A 20,890-nucleotide genomic window follows, 5' to 3' on the forward strand; every position below is an offset into this window, starting at 1 on the left:
AAAGAATCATCTAAGTAACGACTACTAAACATTTTAAATTCATTTCCATCATGCGTAGAGAAAAATTTAATGTTTTTATCCTGATTCAAGTTTTCTATTTTTCTTTGCGTTTTTTTACATGCATTAAAATCATCACTAATAAGCCTTTGAAATAGTTGAAATACAATCGCTTTAAAAGATTTCTCATTTGCTATTTCTGCTCTATCATAGTAGGAATCTACACAAAATAAAATTTCGGAATCCTTCATTTTTATTAGAACACCACAATGTCCAAACGTGTGTCCTGGTAGTGCAATTAGTTGTAATTGATCTGTGTTAAAAGGAGATGCACATCGAAAACCCTTCCAGTCACCGTCTTCAACCTCTACTGGTTTCCATAGAATATCGTCAGAAAGTTGGGCATCGAAGAGAGGGTTTTTATGATAATTTTCAAACTCTAATTTAGAAACAATTATTTCGCAGTTTCTAAAGTCTGTAATTCCTCCAATGTGGTCAGGATGAATATGAGTAATAATAATTTTTCTAACCTCATCAGGATTTAAACCTAGATTTTTTATTTGCATGTAAGCAGTTTCCCGCTTATCCAAAACAGGGCGATTCATTTTTCTAAAAATCCAGGATAACCGTCGTTGGGGAGACTCAATATCTTTAAGTCCCAATCCCGTATCCACCAATATCAAACCTTCTGTTGTTTCCAAAAGCAAACAATGACACAGCATTTTCAAAAAAACAGTGCGCAAGGTTCCACAATTCAAATGATGAATTTTTAGAATTTCCATTAACTTTTACATTTACTAACGGAAAACTATTTCCTAAGTAACAAACTACACCACTCTTCGCGCTGTTGTTTGTTTTCTAAAGTTAAATTTTGCTCGGTACAAACTTCCATTATATCATCCACATCAAAAAAACAAAGACCAGAAAGTAACAACTGGCCTCCTTTATTAAGAACAGAAACATAGGTTGGAATATCTGAAATCAAAATATTTCGATTGATGTTTGCTAAGATAATATCAAAACTCTCAGATCCTAAATTGTCTGCTGTTCCCTGAGATATTTCTAAGGCTACATCATTTCTCTGTGCATTTTCGATGGAATTTTCAACGGACCATTCATCGATGTCGATAGCCACTACTCTATCAGCTCCTTTTTGCTTTGCAAAAATTGCTAAAACCGAAGTTCCACAACCCATATCCAAAACCGTTTTGCCTTCGAAATCCATTTCCAACATTTGCTGAATCATCAAATGCGTGGTTGGATGGTGCCCTGTTCCAAAAGACATTTTGGGCTGAATGACAATTTCATGCATGTTAGGATTCGCTTCGTGAAACTCGGCACGAATCAAGACTTTATCTTCTACATTGATTGGATCAAAATTCTTCTCCCACTCTTCATTCCAATTGATATTAGGCATTTCCTGAAAGGAGTACGAAATAGCTACCTCTTCCGAATTCAATAACCAAAGATTATTTAAGTCTTCCTCATTCAACAAATCTTTTTGAATGTAAGCCAAAATTCCGGAACTCTCCTCTGTGAAACTATCGAAACCAACTTCGATAAGTTCTGCCATTAAGATTTCGCTCCAAGGTTGAACGGGATTGATTTTAAAATTGAATTCGAGGTAATTTTGCATGTCTATAAATTGTGATGCAAAACTAATGAAAATGAAGGCTAATTAAAAGGATTCTTCAAGAAATTGATTGGGCACATCTGTCGTTACAAAGTCAACTCCTTTTTCCTTTAATTTTTTGAAAATTTCAGGATCGTTAACCGTCCAAGTATTGATAATCAACCCAAAATTTTTCGCTTCTAAAATCCAGTCCGGATGTTTATCCAACAAAACACTGTAATGATAATCCAGACCATCGATGCCTTTATTTTTAAGCAACGCTGGAGCAATATCTCCCGCAAGATACTGAACAACGAATTGAGGAGATTGCCTTTTGACTTCTTCGCAAATATTTAAACTAAATGAAATAAACTCGCACTGATTTTCTAATCCCATTTTCTCGACAAGAGCCAAAGTTTTGGTGACAATCTCTTTTTCAACGGAAGGCGATTTCGCAGGTTTGATTTCGACAATTAGTTTGACCTTAGGGAATTTTGAACCTTGCTTAAGATACTTTTTTAAAGTTGGAATCTTTTCTCCATTAGACAATGTCAATTTTTTAACTTCACTAAAATTGGTTTCAGAAATTTCGACTTTTCCATGATGCTCGTCGTGAAAGACAACTAACTTTCCATCTTTGGTCATTCTCACGTCAAACTCACTACCATAAACCTTTAGTTCTTGGGCATTTTTCAGTGATTGAACTGAATTTTTTGAGGTTTCGGGTTCAGTTTTCCAAAAACCACGATGAGCAATTATTTGAGTTTGTGCACTGATCATACTTATAAGGAATAAAAACAGAATTTGATAAAATTTCATGCTACCTATTTTTAAACCTTAAAGGTATTTTAAATTTCCAAATTAAATTATTGAATTTTAGATTTTTTCTCCATGCTGAGACTTATCCAATCCCATCTCCTCCGATTTTTCGCCAACACGCAAAGGAATAATACTATTGGTCAATTTATAGAGAAGCAAAGAACCGAAAAAAGTAAAGACAGAAACCAACACCAAAGCCATCATGTGATGCAAGAACACTTCAAATCCACCATGAAGAAGACTGGCGTTTTCGCCATGAGCTAAAATTGCCGTGAGAATCATCCCCATAATTCCTCCAACTCCATGACACGCAAAAACATCTAAAGTATCATCAATTTTTTTCAATTTTTCCCAATTGACCATCATGTTAGAAACAATAGCTGAAATAAAACCAATGAATAAACTCTCCGAAAGACTTACAAATCCACAGCCTGGTGTAATCGCTACCAATCCAACAACCGCTCCAATACATGCTCCCAAAGCTGAAACTTTTCTTCCATTAATTCGGTCAAAAAATATCCATGTCATCATCGCAGAAGCTGAAGCAATGGTTGTAGTACCAAAAGCCATTGCTGCCGTTGCATTAGCCGCCAAAGCCGAACCTGCATTGAAACCAAACCATCCAAACCACAACATCCCTGTTCCTAACAAAACAAAAGAAATATTGGAAGGCTCGTGATGAGGATTCTTTCTTTTTCCTAAAAACATTGCTCCCGCAAGTGCCGCAAATCCGGCACTCATGTGCACTACCGTTCCACCCGCAAAGTCTTTAACTCCAAAAAATTTATTCAACAATCCATCTGGATACCAAACCATGTGACAAAGTGGAGTATAAATCACCAAACTAAACAAAATAATGAACAACAAATATGAAATAAACCGAACTCTCTCAGCAAAAGAACCCGTGATAAGAGCAGGGGTAATGACAGCGAATTTCATTTGAAATAAGGCAAACAAGACAAATGGAATCGTACTCGCCATTTCTTTATGAGGCAAAACACCTACCTGATTGAAAAAAGTAAAACTAAACGGATTTCCTATAATTCCATATTTCTCACCATTGATGGTAATCCCTATTGATTCACCGAACGACAGCGAAAATCCAACCACCAACCACAATATTGAAATAACACCCAATGTGATAAAACTTTGGAGCATGGTCGATATCACATTTTTGCGACCCACCATTCCACCATAGAAAAATGACAATCCTGGTGTCATCAGCAAGACTAAGCCTGAAGAAGCCAATATCCATGCAACATCCGCGCCTACAATTTTATCCTCGGTTAAGAAAAAATCCCCAGTCGAAGCTTCTGTTTTCCAAAAAAGTCCCACAATAGAAACTAAAGAAATAATGATAAAGGAAACAATCCAACGTTTTTCAATTTTCATCTATTTTATTTTTTACCCCCGCAAAATTAGATGTAATTTTTAATAAAACAAATATTTCTGCAATATACCCCCTATTTAAAATATAGCAAATGATTAATTTTTATAAAAAAAAATAAATATTCAATTAATTAATTAGGATCAAAATGAAGTCACATCAATATTAAAATCAAAGGTCTTCATCTTTAGTACACTTAATATCTGTAATATTTCATAACTCTAAAGCCTCTAAAACATTTTTATTAAGGCATTCTCTCAGAGAACGCATCAATTTTAATCTCAAGATATCATTTGAACTCAGGCTCATTTTGTATTTTTGTTCAAAATATATTTCAGATGTCCGACAACATTCAACAAAAAATTGAAAATCTACGAGCAGAACTCCATCAACACAATTACAATTATTATGTTTTGGACGAGCCCACCATTTCCGATTTTGATTTCGATGTCCTTCTGAAAGAATTACAAGAATTAGAAGCGCAACACCCTGAATTTCACGATGACAACTCTCCTACTCTGCGTGTTGGTGGCGGAATCACCAAAAACTTTCAGACCACACAACACCAATTCCGTATGTATTCGTTGGACAATTCTTATAATTTTGATGATTTGGAAGACTGGGAAAAACGAATATTTAAAACCATCGAAGAACCTGTAGAAATCGTAGCAGAACTCAAATATGATGGCGCTTCAATTTCAATTTTGTACGAAAACGGAAAACTTTCGCAAGCGGTAACGCGTGGTGATGGATTTCAGGGTGACGAAATTACCGCTAATGTTCGAACTATTTCCGACGTACCTTTAACCTTGCAAAACAATTTCCCAGAGCGTTTTTTTATGCGAGGAGAAATCTATTTGACAAAGAAAAATTTTGATAAAATCAATACTGCGCGTGAAGAAGAAGGATTAGACCCCTTTATGAATCCGCGAAATACCGCATCTGGAAGTCTCAAAATGCAAGATTCTGGCGAAGTGAGAAAACGTAGTCTTTCCGCGGTTTTGTATCAATTTATCTCCGACGAAATCCCAGCAACAACCCATTGGGAACTCCTTCAGAATGCGAAAAATTGGGGATTCAAAATCTCGGAACACGCCAAACTATGCACCACTCTTGAAGAAGTAAAAGAATTTATCAATATTTGGGATAAAAAACGCCACGAATTACCATTTGAAATTGACGGAATCGTATTGAAGGTCAACTCATTGAAACAGCAACAACAACTTGGCTACACTGCCAAATCTCCACGTTGGGCAATGGCGTACAAATTCAAGGCTGAAAAAGTAGAAACTGAGCTACAATCTGTCTCTTACCAAGTTGGAAGAACCGGCGCAATTACCCCTGTAGCTAACCTCAAACCTGTGCTTTTAGCCGGAACTATTGTAAAAAGAGCAAGTTTGCATAATGAAGATATTATCAAAAAATTAGATTTGCATAATGGAGATTTCGTCTATGTTGAAAAGGGAGGCGAAATTATTCCAAAAATCGTCGGGGTTAATTTAGAAAAACGAAATCTTTATCAATCTGAAATTCAATATATTAAAAACTGTCCGGAATGCGGAACCGAATTGGTAAAAATTGAAGACCAAGCTATTCATTTTTGCCCTAACGAGGCACATTGTCCTCCACAAGTGGTAGGAAGAATGATTCATTACGTCTCTAGAAAAGCCCTGAACATCGAAAATCTCGGTAGCGAAACCATCGAACAGTTGTATCGCGAAAAGTTGATTGAAAATCCTGCCGATTTTTACACCTTGACCAAAGAACAGCTTTTACCTTTAGAAAGAATGGCTGAAAAATCTGCTCAGAACATTTTAGACGGAATCGAAAAGTCAAAAGAAATCCCGTTTGAAAAAGTTCTTTACGGATTAGGAATCCGTCACGTGGGCGAAACCGTTGCGAAGAAATTAGTGAAAAATTTTCCAACGATTGAAGAATTAGAAAAAGCGACCTTTGAAGAACTCAACCAAGTGGAAGACATCGGCGGAAAAATCGCCGAAAGTATCGCTGATTATTTTCAAAAACCCGAAAATATTGAAATGATTATCCGACTGAAAAACTACGGCGTTCAGTTGCAAAAAGCTGAAAATTTTGGCGCTACCCTAAGCAATGTTTTAGAAGGAAAAACCTTCCTCTTCACTGGAAAGCTTTCGCTCTTCACTCGAGAACAAGCCGAAAAATTGGTCGAGCAACATGGTGGAAAAAACATCTCCGCTGTATCCAAAAATCTCAATTATCTCGTGGTTGGTGAAAAAGCCGGAAGCAAACTCAAAAAAGCCGAAGCTTTAGGAAGCGTCATTATCTTGGACGAACAACAGTTTTTGGATTTAACCAATAATCAATAACAAGAAACGGAGCCCGTCGGCTCCGTTTTTTTTTAATTTTCATCTACAAATCTTTGTTCGGCTTCGGAGAGCAAGACTTTACTCTCTTTCGTTTCCGATTTCACTTGCTCATTATCAGCAAGACTTTTTGACAAATCCACTCTTGGAGACAGTCCTTTCGCGTTACCTTTCTGAAACTTCATAAAAATAATTTCACGCTTAAAATCACTGGTGTAAGATTTTCCACTGATTGTATTAACGAACCCAAACCCTTCAAAAGAGGAACGAGAAGGTAGATACTTCTTATCGGACTTGTAAAACTCAAATGTCAATTTTCCGTTACCTAATTTCTGTTGAAAGGCGACTCCATCGGTGTTGACCTTATCTTTAGTTGCATAGTTGCTTTGGTCATAATCCATTTCATAATAGGTGATTACTTTATCCAACTTATTATAAACAAAATTTCCTGAAAAATCCAATCCCTCTTTAGAGGACAACATAAAAGAAATACTTTGCTCCACTTCATTGTCTTCTAATAGGTTTCCACTGACTTTGGTCCCAGGGGTTGCAAGTAAAACTTGAATTCGATACAATTCGTGATTTAAGAAAAGTGTTCCAATAAAATCATTTGATTCTTTTTCATTTGTTTTAAAATTAATCCTTTCTCTTTCCTGCGCCGTTTTGTTATATCTAATTCTATTAAGTTGCATCTGAACAAACTCATCATAATCTTCCTTGTGAGCGTATTTAAAAATAAACATATTAGAATCTGTCCAATATTTTGCATCGGCAACAAGCAAAAGATTAATTTTCCCATTTCTAATAATCCTCTGTTTATATAGGATATCATACAAAGAAGCATTACAGTAATATCTTTTGCTATAGGAACTCATCACATCATTGATGATAGGCTTAATATCAATAGGAACAATTTTGACTTCAGAAATCATTTTAACTTTAGGCTTTAAGCGAATGATGTCGTCCAGTTTCTTAAAATTTTCAGTTTCATAACCCCATTTCGTGATCTGAAATTGATTCACACCACTACTGACAAAAGCATCTCCATCATCATTAGTGTAAACCACATTATCAGATGAGATAATCCTGACATTTGGAATACCTTCTTGTGTCTCTTCATCAACTATTTTAATCTTTTGCGAACTTTGAGCATAATAAAGAGCGGAAACTAAAAGAAGTACAAATCTAAAAATCCTCATTGCGTATTTTTTTTCAAAGAAATAAAATTCCATTCTATATACCTTCGTATATTCAAATAAAATTTTGTTAATTCTTGTGCTAAAAACTTAAAAATTCTAAATTCAATTTAGAAAAATATCTATCAATGTAGATCAAAAATTTTATTTACTTTTAACCTACTCAAATTTATGTTGAAATGACTGCAGAAGACTTTTTTAATGAAATTTTAGCTGAAATCCCAGATGCCATTCCAGGAAAAATGTTTGGTTGTCCAAGTGCAAAAATGCAAAACGGAAAGACAGGAATGTTCTTTAAGAACGAAGAACTCATCGTCAAAATTACCGGTGAAACTTTGGAAGAAGCTCTCAAATTAGAAGGAGTCGGACTTTTTACTCCAAAAGAAAACAGACCTATGAATGGTTGGTACGTGATCCCTTTTCAGCATCAACACAAATGGAAAGAGTTTGCTAACATTTCTTGTGGTGGAGTCGCTCTATTGGAAAAAAAGAAGTAACTGCAAAACATTCAACTCTAAAACCACCCCGTCAAAAATTTTTCAAATTTTCGCCACCCATCCAAAGATAGGAATTTTCGCTTAGTTTCCGGAAATCTGTAGCCATCAATTTAATTTTTCAAAAAGAAGAGAAATACGATTCTAAAACCCACTTTTTTCACCTCATCAATTTTCCTTACTTTAGACGCAAATTTTTGAACATGATTAAGAAGACCTTTATCATCTCTGCCCTATTGACTTCTGTAACTTTTGCATTTGCTCAACAATACGGCGGAATGTGGATCCCAACGGAACTCAATGAGAAAGAAATGAAGAAAATGGGAATGAAAATTTCCGCTAAAGACATTTTCAACCCAGAAAAACCGAGTATCAAAGATGCAGTCGTACAATTTGGTGGTGGTTGTACCGCAGAAATCATCTCTCCAAAAGGTTTGCTTTTGACCAATCACCATTGTGGCTTTGGTGAAATCCAAGCGCATTCGACTTTGGAACATGATTATCTAACGGATGGATTTTGGGCAAAAAACATGGGTGAAGAATTACCTAATCCTGGACTAACCGTTGATTTTATTATAGATATCAAAGACGTGACCTCAGATGTTCTTAATGGACAAAATCTATCCGAAGAACAAATCAAAAAAAATATCGAGTCTTTGGAAAAGAATATTACTCGAACCAGTGATCAGAAAGTATTGGTAAAATCCATGTATTATGGAAACAAATATTACGCTTTCACTATTGAGACCTTCAAAGACATTCGTTTGGTTGGAGCACCGCCAAGTTCAATAGGGAAATTTGGTTCGGATACAGACAACTGGGTGTTCCCAAGACATAGTGGAGATTTTTCGATGTTTAGAATTTATGCTGATAAAAATAACAAACCAGCAGAATATTCGCCTGACAACGTACCTTACACGCCGAAATATTTCCTTCCTGTTTCGATTCAGGATAAAAAAGAAGGAGATTTCACATTTGTATTCGGTTTTCCAGGAAGAACTCAAGAATATCTTCCATCTGTAGCTATTGAAAAAATTGTCAATGAGACAGACCCTGCAATGATTACTGTCCGTGACTTGTCTTTAAAAACTTTAGACGAAAAAATGAGAGTAGACGATGCTACCCGAATTAAATATTCATCAAAGTACGCACGTGTATCTAACTATTGGAAAAAATGGATCGGTGAGGTTGAAGGATTAAAAAAATCCAATGCAGTAGCGAAAAAACAACAATACGAGACTTATTTGAGTTCCAAAAATCCTGAAATCAAGTCAACCATTACTCAGTTCAATACTCTTTACAAAGAGCAAGCGCCTTATGCATTAAACAATGCGTATTATGGAGAAGTAACCCGTAATGCAGAGACACTGCGTTTGGCTAATTATTTCATTGCTTTCCTCAATGACAAGAAAGCTGGAAAAATGACTCCACAAAATCAAGCTAAATTGGTTGATTTGTTGACTACTTTTTACAAAGATTATGACGGTGCATTGGACGCAAAAGTAACGGCAAAAGTAGTGGCATTATATCAAAACAAAAATAATCCTGCTTTTCTACCGAGCAACTTCGCCAAGTACAGCGATGCTAGAAAGAACGAAGAAACTTTTGAAAACTGGTCAAAATCTTCTATCATTACAGGAAGAGGCAACCTCAACGGGAAAACGGTTTACAACGACCTCGAAGCAATTCTTAATGACCCGAATCTGGCTACTGAACTTCAAAAAGATCCATTTTTTCAGTTAGCAGTTGAGATGAAAAGCGCCTATGACACTAACGTTTCTGCAAAATACAAATCTTATCAAACCCAGATTGACGCGCTTCAGAAAAAATATATGGAGCAGTTGATGGAGACTGACAAGGATCGAAAATTCTTTCCCGATGCCAACTCTACTTTGAGGGTGACATATGGAAAAGTAGCAGGTTCTAATCCAAAAGATGCTTTATCCTACGCCTACCAAACGCATATTTCAGGAATCATGGAAAAGTACATTCCTGGAGATTACGAGTTCGATGTTCCGAAAAAATTAATTCAGCTTTATAATTCCAAGGATTATGGAATTTATAAAAATAAAACCGGAGAAGTCCCTGTTAATTTTACAGCTACCAATCATACCACGAGTGGTAACTCAGGAAGTCCAGCGCTGGATGCAAAAGGAAATTTGGTTGGACTCAATTTCGACCGTCAATGGGAAGGAACGATGAGCGACATTAATTATGACCCAAAACTTTGTCGAAATATCATGGTCGATACCAAATACATTCTTTTCGTTATCGATAAGTTCGCTGATTCCAAATGGTTAATTGACGAAATGAAAATCGTTAAGTAATTTAAGAAAAATTAAACAAGTTGAAAATTGACTTATATCTCAAAAATAACATCAATCTTTCATATCAATCAAGCCACTTTTTTAAGTGGCTTTTTTTAAAATTTTTCTCTTTTGATAAATTAAAAGAATAAGATTTTCACAAAATACAAATTCTTAAAGTATTTTTACAGAAAATATTTAAAAAAAATCAATTTAACTTCAATATGCGATTATTAATATGTATTTAATAAAATTTGAATAAAATTTAGTTAAATTTGCTATAAATTATTAAACCTACGTTAATAATCGACGTCCGAGGCTTTGACCTATCTCATTGAGAAATATATTATTGGCACAATTTTTTAATAAAACGCCTTCGTTGCAAAAACCATAAACTATACAAACATTCTTAAAATTATGAGTATGAAAAATTTCTTTACCTTATTTCTGGTGATGATTTTTGGATTCGGGTTCGCTCAAGAATCAGATACCAAATCAATCCCAGGAACAACATTTAATTTTGACTTTCAGAAACTCGAAAGTCAATTTGGTAACAGTCGTCTGTCCAAAGGCAAAATAAAAAACGGAAGTATCACTCTTCCTGATTCCTATGGCAGAAACATCACTTATCTGTTGAAGGAAAATGATTTGACCGAAACCAGATTATCCAATCTTATCACTTTTGACGGGGTAAGCCAAGACGGATTATCATCTCTGAAATTATCGCTTTTCAATGACCACTTCGAAGCGATTATCAAAAACAATAACGGATACTATTTTGTTGAACCTTACAAAACACAACAAGGACAATATCGTATTTACAGCGCAAAAGATGATCTTGGTGAAAAAGGTTATTGTGGTATCGATTATGATTCTAATATCATACAAGAGATTGATGAGTTAGGAAAATTAAATACCTCAAAATCTGCTACTAACTTTCCATTTGGTAATCAACTCAAAAGATTACGTTTAGCAGTTGCTACAACAGGTGAATTTACAGCTGCACATTCGGGAGATCAAGACCTAGCTTTAGCAAAAGTTGTTGCTATAGTAAACTTAATTAATAAGATTTACGAATCGGAGGTTTCTTTAACATTTACGTTGGTAGCTGAAACAACCAATAAATCATTAATTTTCACGGACGGAACAACCGATCCATTCACTATTAATACAAGTTTTGCAAGTGCTGCAAATTCTCAAACAGGCTTCAATACCTTAAATGCCAACGGAACTTTACCTTATGCAAATTACGATATTGGTCATACTTTCAATATCATCTCAACTGGTAGTGGTGTTAGTGGACAAGCTGGGCCACAACCTTGTAATAACACAACAAAAGCTAGAGCATGGACAGAGTGGTCAATCGGCTACGGAAATTCAAACGTTGTAGGGATTGCTGTTCATGAAATGGGTCACCAATTTGGTGCAGGTCATACATATAACGCAATTGGAGGAAGAACTTCAACTCCAACTTTTTGTACAAGTAGTTGGAGTTCAAGCTCTGCAGTTGAACCAGGAGGAGGAACAACATTGATGGGATATAATTCAAACTGTCCTAATTACACCAACACAGGAGATGTTAGTTTAGATTATTTTAATGCAAAGAGTCTTGATCAGATTCTTGCCAATCTAAAAAATAATGCAACTTGTCATACATTGGTAGCCTCTTCTAATTCCGCACCTTCAGCAGATGCAGGAGTTGATATTAGTATTCCGAAAAACACGCCTTTTAAATTAAAAGGTATTGCAAGTGATCCAAATAACACCAATCTTTCCTACACATGGGAACAAGCTAATGTTGCAACTGCAAACGATAAAGGAGCATTTGGAAATACAATAGCTGGAGCTGGAGGTTACACAGCCGTGAACAGTACAACAGCACCATTATTTAGATCTAAACAAAGTACAACTACAACGGAAAGATATTTTCCTAAAATGACTTATGTTCTAAATAATCAAAATGAACCTGCAACTGCAGAAGCTGAAGCACTATCATTAGTTGCCAGAACAATGAAATTTAGATTTACAGTTAGAGATAATGACACGAATAATGGTGGTTTAGACTCTGATGAAATTGTTGTAAATGTTACTGATGATGGTCCTCTTGCAGTAACTTATCCTAACGCAACAGGAATTAGTTTAGCTAGTAGTAGCAGTATGAATGTTACTTGGGACGTAAATACTACGAATAATTTACAACCTAATGTTAATATCATGCTTTCTATTGATGGTGGTAATACTTTTCCTTATACATTAGGAAGCGATGTTCCAAATAATGGTACAGCAACTGTAACAATACCTAATGTTCCTGGAACAACAACTGCTAGAATTAAAGTTGTGGGAGTTATCAATCCTTACGCTGAATTTTTTGATGTATCAAACAATGATTTTACGATTACTTCATCTTGTGGGGCTTACGGAACATACATCTCTCCTACAACATCAGTTACAACAATCGCAGGTAGTTCTAATGCTAATCTTGCAATGACTACTCCTGCTGCTATTTCAGGGCAAGAATATACAAGTAAAACTATTATTTACCCTACACCTACAAATAGCTCAAATAACCTAGTGATCTACCTTAATAATACTTATACCTCAGCATATTCATATGGAAACACAAGTAGCTATGTAAATAAATTTAGAGTTACTGAATCTGGAACTTACACTTTTGTTAAGGCATCAAGTGGTTTTTTCATGATTAGCTTCCATAAGGAAATACCTTTCACAACGTCTACATTCCTTACTTCAAACAGTTACAAGATTTCAGGTGGCGCAAATATTATTCCATCTACACAACCTGTGAACTTAACAGCTGGAGTAGATTATTATTTCTATGGAACAAACTGGGGAAGTCAGTCTGGCGTTACTCATACAGTGTCATTTAATGGCCCTGGTATGGTATACGAAACAACGACAGCTCCTACTGGATATTCATACACATTCATTGCAATTAATGAAAGTACAGGTCTCATCGCTGCACAAAACAGTACTGCAAATTTCACAACTCTTCCAGTTGGAACTTACTCTGTATACGGAATCTCCTATGCTGATAGCGTTTCTCCATCAACATTTGTTGGAAAAACCTTTAGCCAAGTAGTTATAGATGGAGCTTGTGTTAATAGAAGTAAGAACTCCAGAACTCTGATAATTACATCAAGCACAAGTCTTGGGACTTCTGAAAACATTTCTATTGACGGTACGATGATTGCTCCAAATCCTACGACCGATTTTGTAAAAGTATTTACGAAGAAAAAAATCAGTCATTATGAAGTTTATGACGCTTCTGGAAGACTAATTGCAAAAGACAACTACAAAGACAACAGTATCGATGTCAGAAGGTTGAAAACTGGAACTTACTTCCTAAAATTACTAAACAATGATGCAACGGTTTATCAAACCAGCTTCATTAAAAAATAAATCTCTACAAAAAACCACTTCATCTTGAGAAGTGGTTTTTTTGATATCTTTAAATTATGAAAACATTAGTGTTACTTTTCGGACTTCTATCTTCTTTCGTGTTCTCTCAACAGCAAGAATACATTTTCAAGTTTAATGGAAAGAAATTCAAAAAAGAATTTTTAAAAACTAAAAATCCGGCTCAATCCATCACTTTGTATTCTGTAAAAGGACAGACCATTCCTTTTGTGGTCAATGAGCATTCGATTTCAGAAACACCGATTCCCAATATTTATACCTTCAAAGGAAAGAGCAAAGATGACCAACGCATTATTTCTTTCACTTTATCCAACAATAAAATATCTGGTTCATTCTCAGAGAATGGCGTCGAATATTACTTCGAACCTACCGCAAAATGTAACCAATACAAAGTCTATCGACAAAATCCTACCGAATCGCAGATTGGACAAGAACACGATACCCTTCCTTAAAATAAAATTGAATTCAGCTCATAGGGAAATTTTGAACAGAATAACAAGTCACCCTGTGTATTAAATTTTAAAAAAGTATTTTTGGGGAAATATAGAAATTAAATGGAAAAAGCAACTTCAAAACACCCAAAAGGACTACCCTTTCTATTCTTCACCGAAATGTGGGAAAGGTTTGGTTATTATTTAATTCTAGGAATTTTTGTGCTTTACTGCATCGAACCAGAAGGCGCATCAGGAGGTTTAGGACTTACCGACAAAAATGCAGACGACATTTTCGGGACCTACATCGCCTTGACCTACCTCACTCCTTTTATTGGCGGATTTCTTGCAGATCGAGTTTTGGGCTACATCAAATCTATTTATTTGGGAGGAATCTTAATGGCCGCAGGTTACATCGGAATGGGGATTTTTAAGGAACTTCCATTGTTCTATTCTTCGCTCGCACTAATCATCATTGGAAATGGATTCTTCAAACCGACTATTTCAACCGTTTTAGGAAATCTATATTCAGAAGAGCCGTATAAAGCCAATAAAGATTCTGGTTACAACATATTTTATATGGGAATTAATATTGGTGCATTTATTTGCAACATTATTGCAGCTTATATGCGAAATAAATACGGATGGGGACCCGCTTTCATTACTGCAGGAGTCGGGATGCTTTTAGGATTGATAATTTTCAGTATTGGTCGCAGACATTATTCGCATGCGGCACAGATGAAACCTGTCCAAGAAGGTGATACCAAGCTTTCAGAAATTCTTATGAAAGTTTTTGGTCCAGCCATTATTGCAGGTGTTCTAGGATGGTTTGGTCCAGACAAAATGCTTGGTCATAGCATTTTTGGTAGTCAAAATACAGATGCCTTTATTTTTGCATGTATCCCAGTCATATACTTCTATATCTCGCTTTATTTCAAATCTAATTCGAAAGAAAAGCCGGCTATAGGTGCTTTGTTATCAATATTTCTTATCTCTATGTTTTTCTGGGCAGTTTTCAAACAAAACGGAACCGCATTGACTAGATGGGCAAATTATTATACCGAAAGAACTGCTCCAAAATCGATTGAAAAACCGCTTGCTGATCTCTATTTGGTTGAAGAAAAAACTTATGAAGACAAGGAAACTCCAACCTATGATGACCAGTTTCGTTCTCAGAAAGATGAAGCTGGAAAAACCATCAAAACGATTGGAAAGGATATTTACTTTAAAAATATTGAACCTTCAGAAAAAGCTGAACTCGAAAAGAATCCATCGCAAAAAGTATATCTATATAACACCGAACTTTTCCAATCCATTAATCCAGGCTGGGTAATTTTGCTCACTCCCGTTGTTGTGGGATTTTGGGCATTTCTCAGAAGACGAGGAAAAGAACCTTTTACACCGTCGAAAATCGTTTTGGGATTATTTATCTCTGCGCTTTCTTGTCTTGTTATGGTCTTTGCTGTATACGCAGGAAGCAATGGTCAAATTAAGGTCTCTCCTCTTTGGCTTGTTGCGAGTTATGGAGTGATTACCATTGGTGAACTTTGTCTTTCTCCAATGGGACTTTCCTTCGTATCAAAACTCTCTCCTGCAAGAATTACCGCATTAATGATGGGAGGTTTTTTCTTAGCTAATTCCGTTGGTAATAAGCTTTCAGGGATTCTTGCCAGCACTTGGTACAGCTATGAAAACAAAGCCAACTATTTCTTAGTCAATTTTGGACTCTTGGTTTTCGCGACACTACTTGGATTAACAATGCTGAAAAGACTCAACAAAATCATGAAAGAGCAAGGTCATTAGAAAACCGATAGAAAAAAGTTGACCTAAATCTACTTTATTTAGAATACCAATCGCAGCTTGATGCTGCGATTTTTTTCTTGATTCTCTTCATATCGCATCAAAAAAACTATATTTGTGAAATAACTATAAACTAAACAATTACAATATGAATACAACACAGACGCCAGAAGGACATCCTAAGGGACTTTGGTATTTGTTCGGGACAGAAATGTGGGAAAGATTTGGGTATTACTTAATGCTCGGAATATTCTCTCTCTACATGTTGGACGGATGGAACAATGGAGGAATGGGATTCGACCCCACCAAAAAATCAGATATTTATGGAACCTATCTTGGATTAGTCTATTTGACGCCTTTTATTGGAGGATTACTAGCCGACCGGGTTTTGGGTTACAGAAAATCTATTGTTATTGGAGGATTAATGATGGCTTCTGGGTACTTCTGCCTTTCCATTCATAACACCACAGCCTTTTTTATTGCTTTAGGTTTGATTATTGTCGGGAATGGTTTTTTCAAACCTAATATTTCTACAATGGTAGGAAATCTGTACAGTAAAGAATCGTTGAAAGACAAAAAAGATGCAGGTTTCAACATTTTCTACATGGGAATTAACATTGGTGCCTTCGCTTGTAACTTTGTAGCTGCTTACATGAGAATCAACTATGGTTGGGGATTTGCCTTCGTTGCTGCAGGAATTGGGATGCTTATTGGTGTAATCATTTTCCTATCAGGAACTAAACATATCAAAGAAGCAGATGTTGTAAAACCAGTTCAAGAAGGTGATATGTCCACCGGTAAAATCTTAGGAATGACCGTTCTTCCTATGTTTGTTTTTGGAATTATTGGTTACCTCATACCTGGAAACTTTTTAGGCTCTGACACTAATGATGCGTTCATTATAGGATGTTTGCCTGTCATTGGATTTTTTATTTATTTGGCTTTCAAATCCGAAGCAAAAGAAAGCAGAGCTATTAAAGCCTTGTTAGCAGTATTCACCTGCGTGATTTTGTTTTTTGCGATTTTCCATCAAAATGGAGATGCATTAACTGTTTGGGCTGAAGATTACACCAATCGTAACATGCCAGAAGGAGTGGCTAAAGCTGCAGACAAAGTAGGAATGGCGCAAGTTGTTGTTAATAACGATGTTGTTTCTGGAGACCAAGCCACCTTTGACGCAACGATTGAAGAGATGCGAAAAAAGGAGGAAGCAATGCCTTCTGTAACTAAAGAAGAGTTACAAGCTAAAGCCAATTATTCTAATGAAATTGGACAATTAGAAAAATCAAGAAAGTACTTCGAAACCCTTCCAAAATCAGAAATTCCTGAGCAAGGAAAAGATTTAAAACTTTATTCAACCGAATTATATCAATCAATTAATCCATTCTGGATTATTATTTTGACACCGATTGTAGTAGGTTTCTTTAGTATGTTGAGAAGAAAGAAAAAAGAACCAAGTACTCCGACAAAAATTGCAATTGGACTTGTTGTGACAGCTTTATCAGCATTGGTAATGGTAGGTGCAGTGTATGCAACCAATGACTTATCTACCAAAGCAAGTTCTTGGTGGCTGATTGCTTCTTATGGGGTTATCACTATTGGTGAGTTATGCCTTTCTCCAATGGGATTATCACTGGTTTCCAAACTATCACCTCCAAGAATTACCGCATTAATGATGGGTGGTTTCTTCTTGGCCATTTCTGTAGGAAACAAACTTTCTGGAATGCTTTCGAGCCTTTGGGAAACCATCCCAGAAAAACAAAATTTCTTCTATCTCAACTTCGGATTGGTGATGGGAGCAGCAGTTCTGATGTTCTTAATGTTGAAATGGCTTAACAAAGTAATGAAAGAGAACAACGTTCACTAATATTTCCATAAATAAAGATAGAACCACCGAAACATTCGGTGGTTTTTTATGTAGATACCTCAAACTTCAATGCAATACGAAACATTAAAATATTGCGTTTTACATTTTTTCGAAAATTAAAACTATATTTGTGAATCTTAACAAAATTTAACAATTAAAATATGGATACAGTACAGCCAGCAAAAGGACATCCAAAAGGATTATACCTATTGTTTTTTACTGAGATGTGGGAGCGTTTTTCCTACTATGGAATGAGAGGGATTCTTATTCTTTATTTAACAAAAACATTTTTAGAAGGTGGATTAGCCATTAATGAGCAAACAGCGAGTTTGATTTATGGTTATTTTACAGGCTTCGTATATTTCACTCCGCTTATTGGAGGTTGGTTGGCTGACAAATTTTTAGGACAAAGACTTTCGATTACGATAGGTGGTATTACGATGATGATTGGGCAATTGGTGCTCTTTGCCATGAATACACATACTGGTCTTTATTTGGGACTATTTTTACTCATTTTAGGAAACGGTTTCTTCAAACCAAATATTTCTACACTTGTTGGTGGATTGTATGGTGACAATGACGATAGAAGAGACTCTGCGTTTTCTATTTTTTACATGGGAATCAACTTAGGTGCATTTTTGGCTCCACTTGTAATCGGAGTATTAACCGACGATATCTTCGCTGAAAAAAATGAAGCGGGAGTAATTGTAAAATATGGTTATAGATACGGATTCTTAGCTTCAGCAATTGGGATGTTTCTAGGACAAATCCTTTTCAATCTTTTGGCTCAAAAATATCTAGGAGACCTTGGAAAGAGACCTGGAAGCTTACAAAGTAGCGCTATTGACGTAGATAGCGAAAAGCCTTCTGATGCTAATCATCCTTTAACTTCAGCAGAAAAGCAAAGAGTATCTGTTATCTTCGTATTCTTCTTATTTGCGATTTTCTTCTGGGCGGGATTCGAGCAAGCTGGCTCTTCACTAAGTTTGTACACCGATAAATTTATCGATAGAACAGTTTTTGGATATACGATTCCAACATCCTTCTTTCAATCAGTTAACCCATTATTTATCGTATTATTAGCCCCATTATTTAGTATTTTTTGGAGTTCTAACTTAGGAAAAAGATTATCCACCCCTATCAAAATGGGAGTTGGGATGATTCTTCTAGGTGTAGGTTTCTTCTTTATGCTAGGAGCGGTTGCAGAAAGGGGTGGTGATGTACAAGACACTGCAGTTAAAGCAAGCTTAATGTGGTTAGTATTAACTTACCTTCTTCATACGATTGGTGAACTTTGTCTTTCTCCAGTTGGACTATCAGTAGTAACTAAACTTTCTCCGCCAAAATTAGCTTCTTTGTTAATGGGTGTTTGGTTGTTATCTTCATTTGTTGCTAACATCGTTGGAGGATATTTAGCTTCTTATGTAGAAGCTCTTGGAGCAGGAAAAATCTTCTTATACGTATCAATTTTCGTTATTCTTTGTGGAGTATTACTCATTTCTCTTAACAAAGTATTGACTAGAATGATGCATGGTGTAAAATAATAATCACCAACATTATCATATAAACCTCTGCTTTGTCAGAGGTTTTTTTTATTTTCGTTCTTTGCTTTAGGCGACAATGTTGTTTGGAGCAGTTTATAACAACTAATTTCTTACAATATGTCACAAACATTAGAGCAAATCCAAAATTTCAAAGGGAAATATCCAAGACAAATTTGGTCACTATTTTTCTCCGAAATGTGGGAAAGATTCTGCTTCTACGGAATGCGAGGAATGCTGGTTTTCTTTATGATTTCTCAATTAAACTTCAAAGAAGAACAAGCTAATTTGCAGTATGGAGCAACCCAAGCATTTGTCTACGCATTTACTTTTGTCGGAGGATTATTTGCAGATAAAATATTAGGATTTAGGAAATCATTGTTTTGGGGAGGATTATTAATGATTATTGGAAGTTTGATTTTGGCAACCGATCCGCATCAATTTTTCTTTTTAGGAATTGCTTTTACAGTTGTAGGAACTGGCTTTTTCAAGCCTAATATATCATCAATGGTTGGTCAGCTTTACAAACCAAATGATTCCAGAGCTGACGCAGGATTTTCTTTGTTTTATGCAGGTATTAATTTAGGTGCATTATTGGGAGGTTATTTTTGTATTGCAATTGGAAAAGGTGAATTATTTGGTAGTGTAATCAAGGAAGGTTCTCGATGGAATGTCGCATTTGGTCTGGCGGCAATAGTCATGGTTATTAGCTTAATCAATTTTGTTTTTACACAAAAAAGTCTTGGAACAATTGGACTTCAACCAGGTCATCCACAATCTGAATTAAAGGTAGCTCCTATAGAAAAGTGGAAAGAATATGGGGTTTACGTTTTATCATTGATTTTTGTTCCTATCATTATGGTGATGGTTGCAAAAACAGAATACACTGACTATTTCATGTACACCATCGGACCTTTGACACTCATTTATCTATTTTATGAAATGTCAAAAGTTACTGTTGCCGAAAGAAAAAAATTATGGGCCGCCTTAATATTTATATTGTTTTCTATCCTTTTCTGGGGAATTTACGAACAAAGTGGTGGATCGCTGAGTATTTTTGCTGCAAAAAATCTTAACAAGGATCTATTCGGTTTAGATCCAAATGGAGTGAATAATTCGGGAGGTGCATTTTTTATTATTTTTCTTGCTCCTCTTTTAGGATTACTTTGGATTTGGTTAAGTAAAATAAAATTCGAACCCAATACCATTATAAAATTTGGTTTAGGTTTTATATTTTTAGGTTTAGGTTTTTACGCATTGTATGCAACTAAATTTTTTGCCAATGCGGAAGGAATAACCTCTCTAAGATTTTTTACAATTGCATTATTAATTATCACTTTTGGAGAACTCTGCCTTTCACCAATTGGACTATCGATCATGACTAAACTTTCGACGAAAAATCTACAAGGAATGATGATGGGGATGTGGTTCTTAGCATCTGCATACGGACAATATGTTGCGGGAATCATAGGAGCCAATATGGCAACAGCAAAAGAAGGAACCTCTAACCTTGAAGCATTAATTACTTATGCCGAAGGATATAAGCAATTGGCAATTTACGCAGTAATTGCAGGAGTTATCCTTATCTTGATTTCTCCTTTTGTCAAAAAATTGATGCAAGAAGTTCGATAAAATTTAAAACATAAAAATGTGTAAAAGC

At 35.6% G+C, this 20,890-nt stretch carries 14 protein-coding genes; 9 read left to right on the top strand and 5 right to left on the bottom strand.

Annotated features, from left to right (window positions below; genetic code table 11):
- The 4 genes from AC4AGG_RS00505 to AC4AGG_RS00520 form a co-directional block, all read right to left on the bottom strand.
- A partial coding sequence (locus tag AC4AGG_RS00505; RefSeq protein WP_489770006.1) for an MBL fold metallo-hydrolase occupies window positions 1–779 on the bottom strand: 779 nt, incomplete at its 3' end.
- 26 nt (window positions 780–805) lie between these two features.
- Window positions 806–1,633, bottom strand: coding sequence for a 50S ribosomal protein L11 methyltransferase (gene prmA / locus AC4AGG_RS00510; protein ID WP_489770007.1), 828 nt, complete (start codon window positions 1,631–1,633; stop codon window positions 806–808).
- Window positions 1,634–1,675: 42 nt separating this feature from the next.
- Window positions 1,676–2,428, bottom strand: a complete 753-nt coding sequence (locus AC4AGG_RS00515; protein WP_489770008.1) for a glycerophosphodiester phosphodiesterase — start codon at window positions 2,426–2,428, stop codon at window positions 1,676–1,678.
- A 57-nt stretch (window positions 2,429–2,485) separates the two neighbouring features.
- Window positions 2,486–3,820, bottom strand: coding sequence for an ammonium transporter (locus AC4AGG_RS00520; RefSeq protein ID WP_489770009.1), 1,335 nt, complete (start codon window positions 3,818–3,820; stop codon window positions 2,486–2,488).
- 333 nt (window positions 3,821–4,153) lie between these two features.
- On the opposite strand from AC4AGG_RS00520, the gene ligA reads away from it, so the two are divergent.
- Window positions 4,154–6,160: an NAD-dependent DNA ligase LigA gene (gene ligA / locus AC4AGG_RS00525; RefSeq protein WP_489770010.1), complete on the top strand. Its 2,007-nt coding sequence runs from the start codon at window positions 4,154–4,156 to the stop codon at window positions 6,158–6,160.
- A 32-nt stretch (window positions 6,161–6,192) separates the two neighbouring features.
- Here the strand turns inward: ligA and AC4AGG_RS00530 are convergent, their stop codons facing one another.
- The gene (locus tag AC4AGG_RS00530) at window positions 6,193–7,356 is read right to left on the bottom strand and encodes a hypothetical protein (protein ID WP_489770011.1); all 1,164 of its coding nucleotides are present in this window, start codon (window positions 7,354–7,356) and stop codon (window positions 6,193–6,195) included.
- 176 nt (window positions 7,357–7,532) lie between these two features.
- On the opposite strand from AC4AGG_RS00530, the gene AC4AGG_RS00535 reads away from it, so the two are divergent.
- The 8 genes from AC4AGG_RS00535 to AC4AGG_RS00570 all read left to right on the top strand — a co-directional run bounded on the left by AC4AGG_RS00535 (window position 7,533) and on the right by AC4AGG_RS00570 (window position 20,862).
- Window positions 7,533–7,850 carry a hypothetical protein gene (locus tag AC4AGG_RS00535; protein WP_489770012.1) on the top strand — a complete coding sequence of 106 codons (318 nt, stop codon included), beginning with the start codon at window positions 7,533–7,535 and terminating at the stop codon, window positions 7,848–7,850.
- 200 nt (window positions 7,851–8,050) lie between these two features.
- Window positions 8,051–10,174 (top strand): S46 family peptidase, encoded by a 2,124-nt coding sequence (locus AC4AGG_RS00540; protein ID WP_489770013.1) that lies wholly within the window; start codon window positions 8,051–8,053, stop codon window positions 10,172–10,174.
- A gap of 402 nt (window positions 10,175–10,576) precedes the next feature.
- Window positions 10,577–13,573: a reprolysin-like metallopeptidase gene (locus tag AC4AGG_RS00545; protein WP_489770014.1), complete on the top strand. Its 2,997-nt coding sequence runs from the start codon at window positions 10,577–10,579 to the stop codon at window positions 13,571–13,573.
- Window positions 13,574–13,629: 56 nt separating this feature from the next.
- The gene (locus tag AC4AGG_RS00550) at window positions 13,630–14,043 is read left to right on the top strand and encodes a hypothetical protein (RefSeq protein WP_489770015.1); all 414 of its coding nucleotides are present in this window, start codon (window positions 13,630–13,632) and stop codon (window positions 14,041–14,043) included.
- A gap of 102 nt (window positions 14,044–14,145) precedes the next feature.
- A complete protein-coding gene (locus AC4AGG_RS00555; protein ID WP_489770016.1) occupies window positions 14,146–15,825 on the top strand; it encodes a peptide MFS transporter in 1,680 nt (559 codons plus the stop codon).
- A 145-nt stretch (window positions 15,826–15,970) separates the two neighbouring features.
- Window positions 15,971–17,689: a peptide MFS transporter gene (locus tag AC4AGG_RS00560; protein ID WP_489770017.1), complete on the top strand. Its 1,719-nt coding sequence runs from the start codon at window positions 15,971–15,973 to the stop codon at window positions 17,687–17,689.
- A 161-nt stretch (window positions 17,690–17,850) separates the two neighbouring features.
- Window positions 17,851–19,233 carry a peptide MFS transporter gene (locus AC4AGG_RS00565; RefSeq protein ID WP_489770018.1) on the top strand — a complete coding sequence of 461 codons (1,383 nt, stop codon included), beginning with the start codon at window positions 17,851–17,853 and terminating at the stop codon, window positions 19,231–19,233.
- 117 nt (window positions 19,234–19,350) lie between these two features.
- Complete coding sequence (locus AC4AGG_RS00570; protein WP_489770019.1) at window positions 19,351–20,862, top strand: peptide MFS transporter; 1,512 nt, start codon at window positions 19,351–19,353, stop codon at window positions 20,860–20,862.
- Window positions 20,863–20,890 lie beyond the last annotated feature (28 nt).

Source organism: Chryseobacterium sp. CG10_8 (assembly GCF_058117085.1).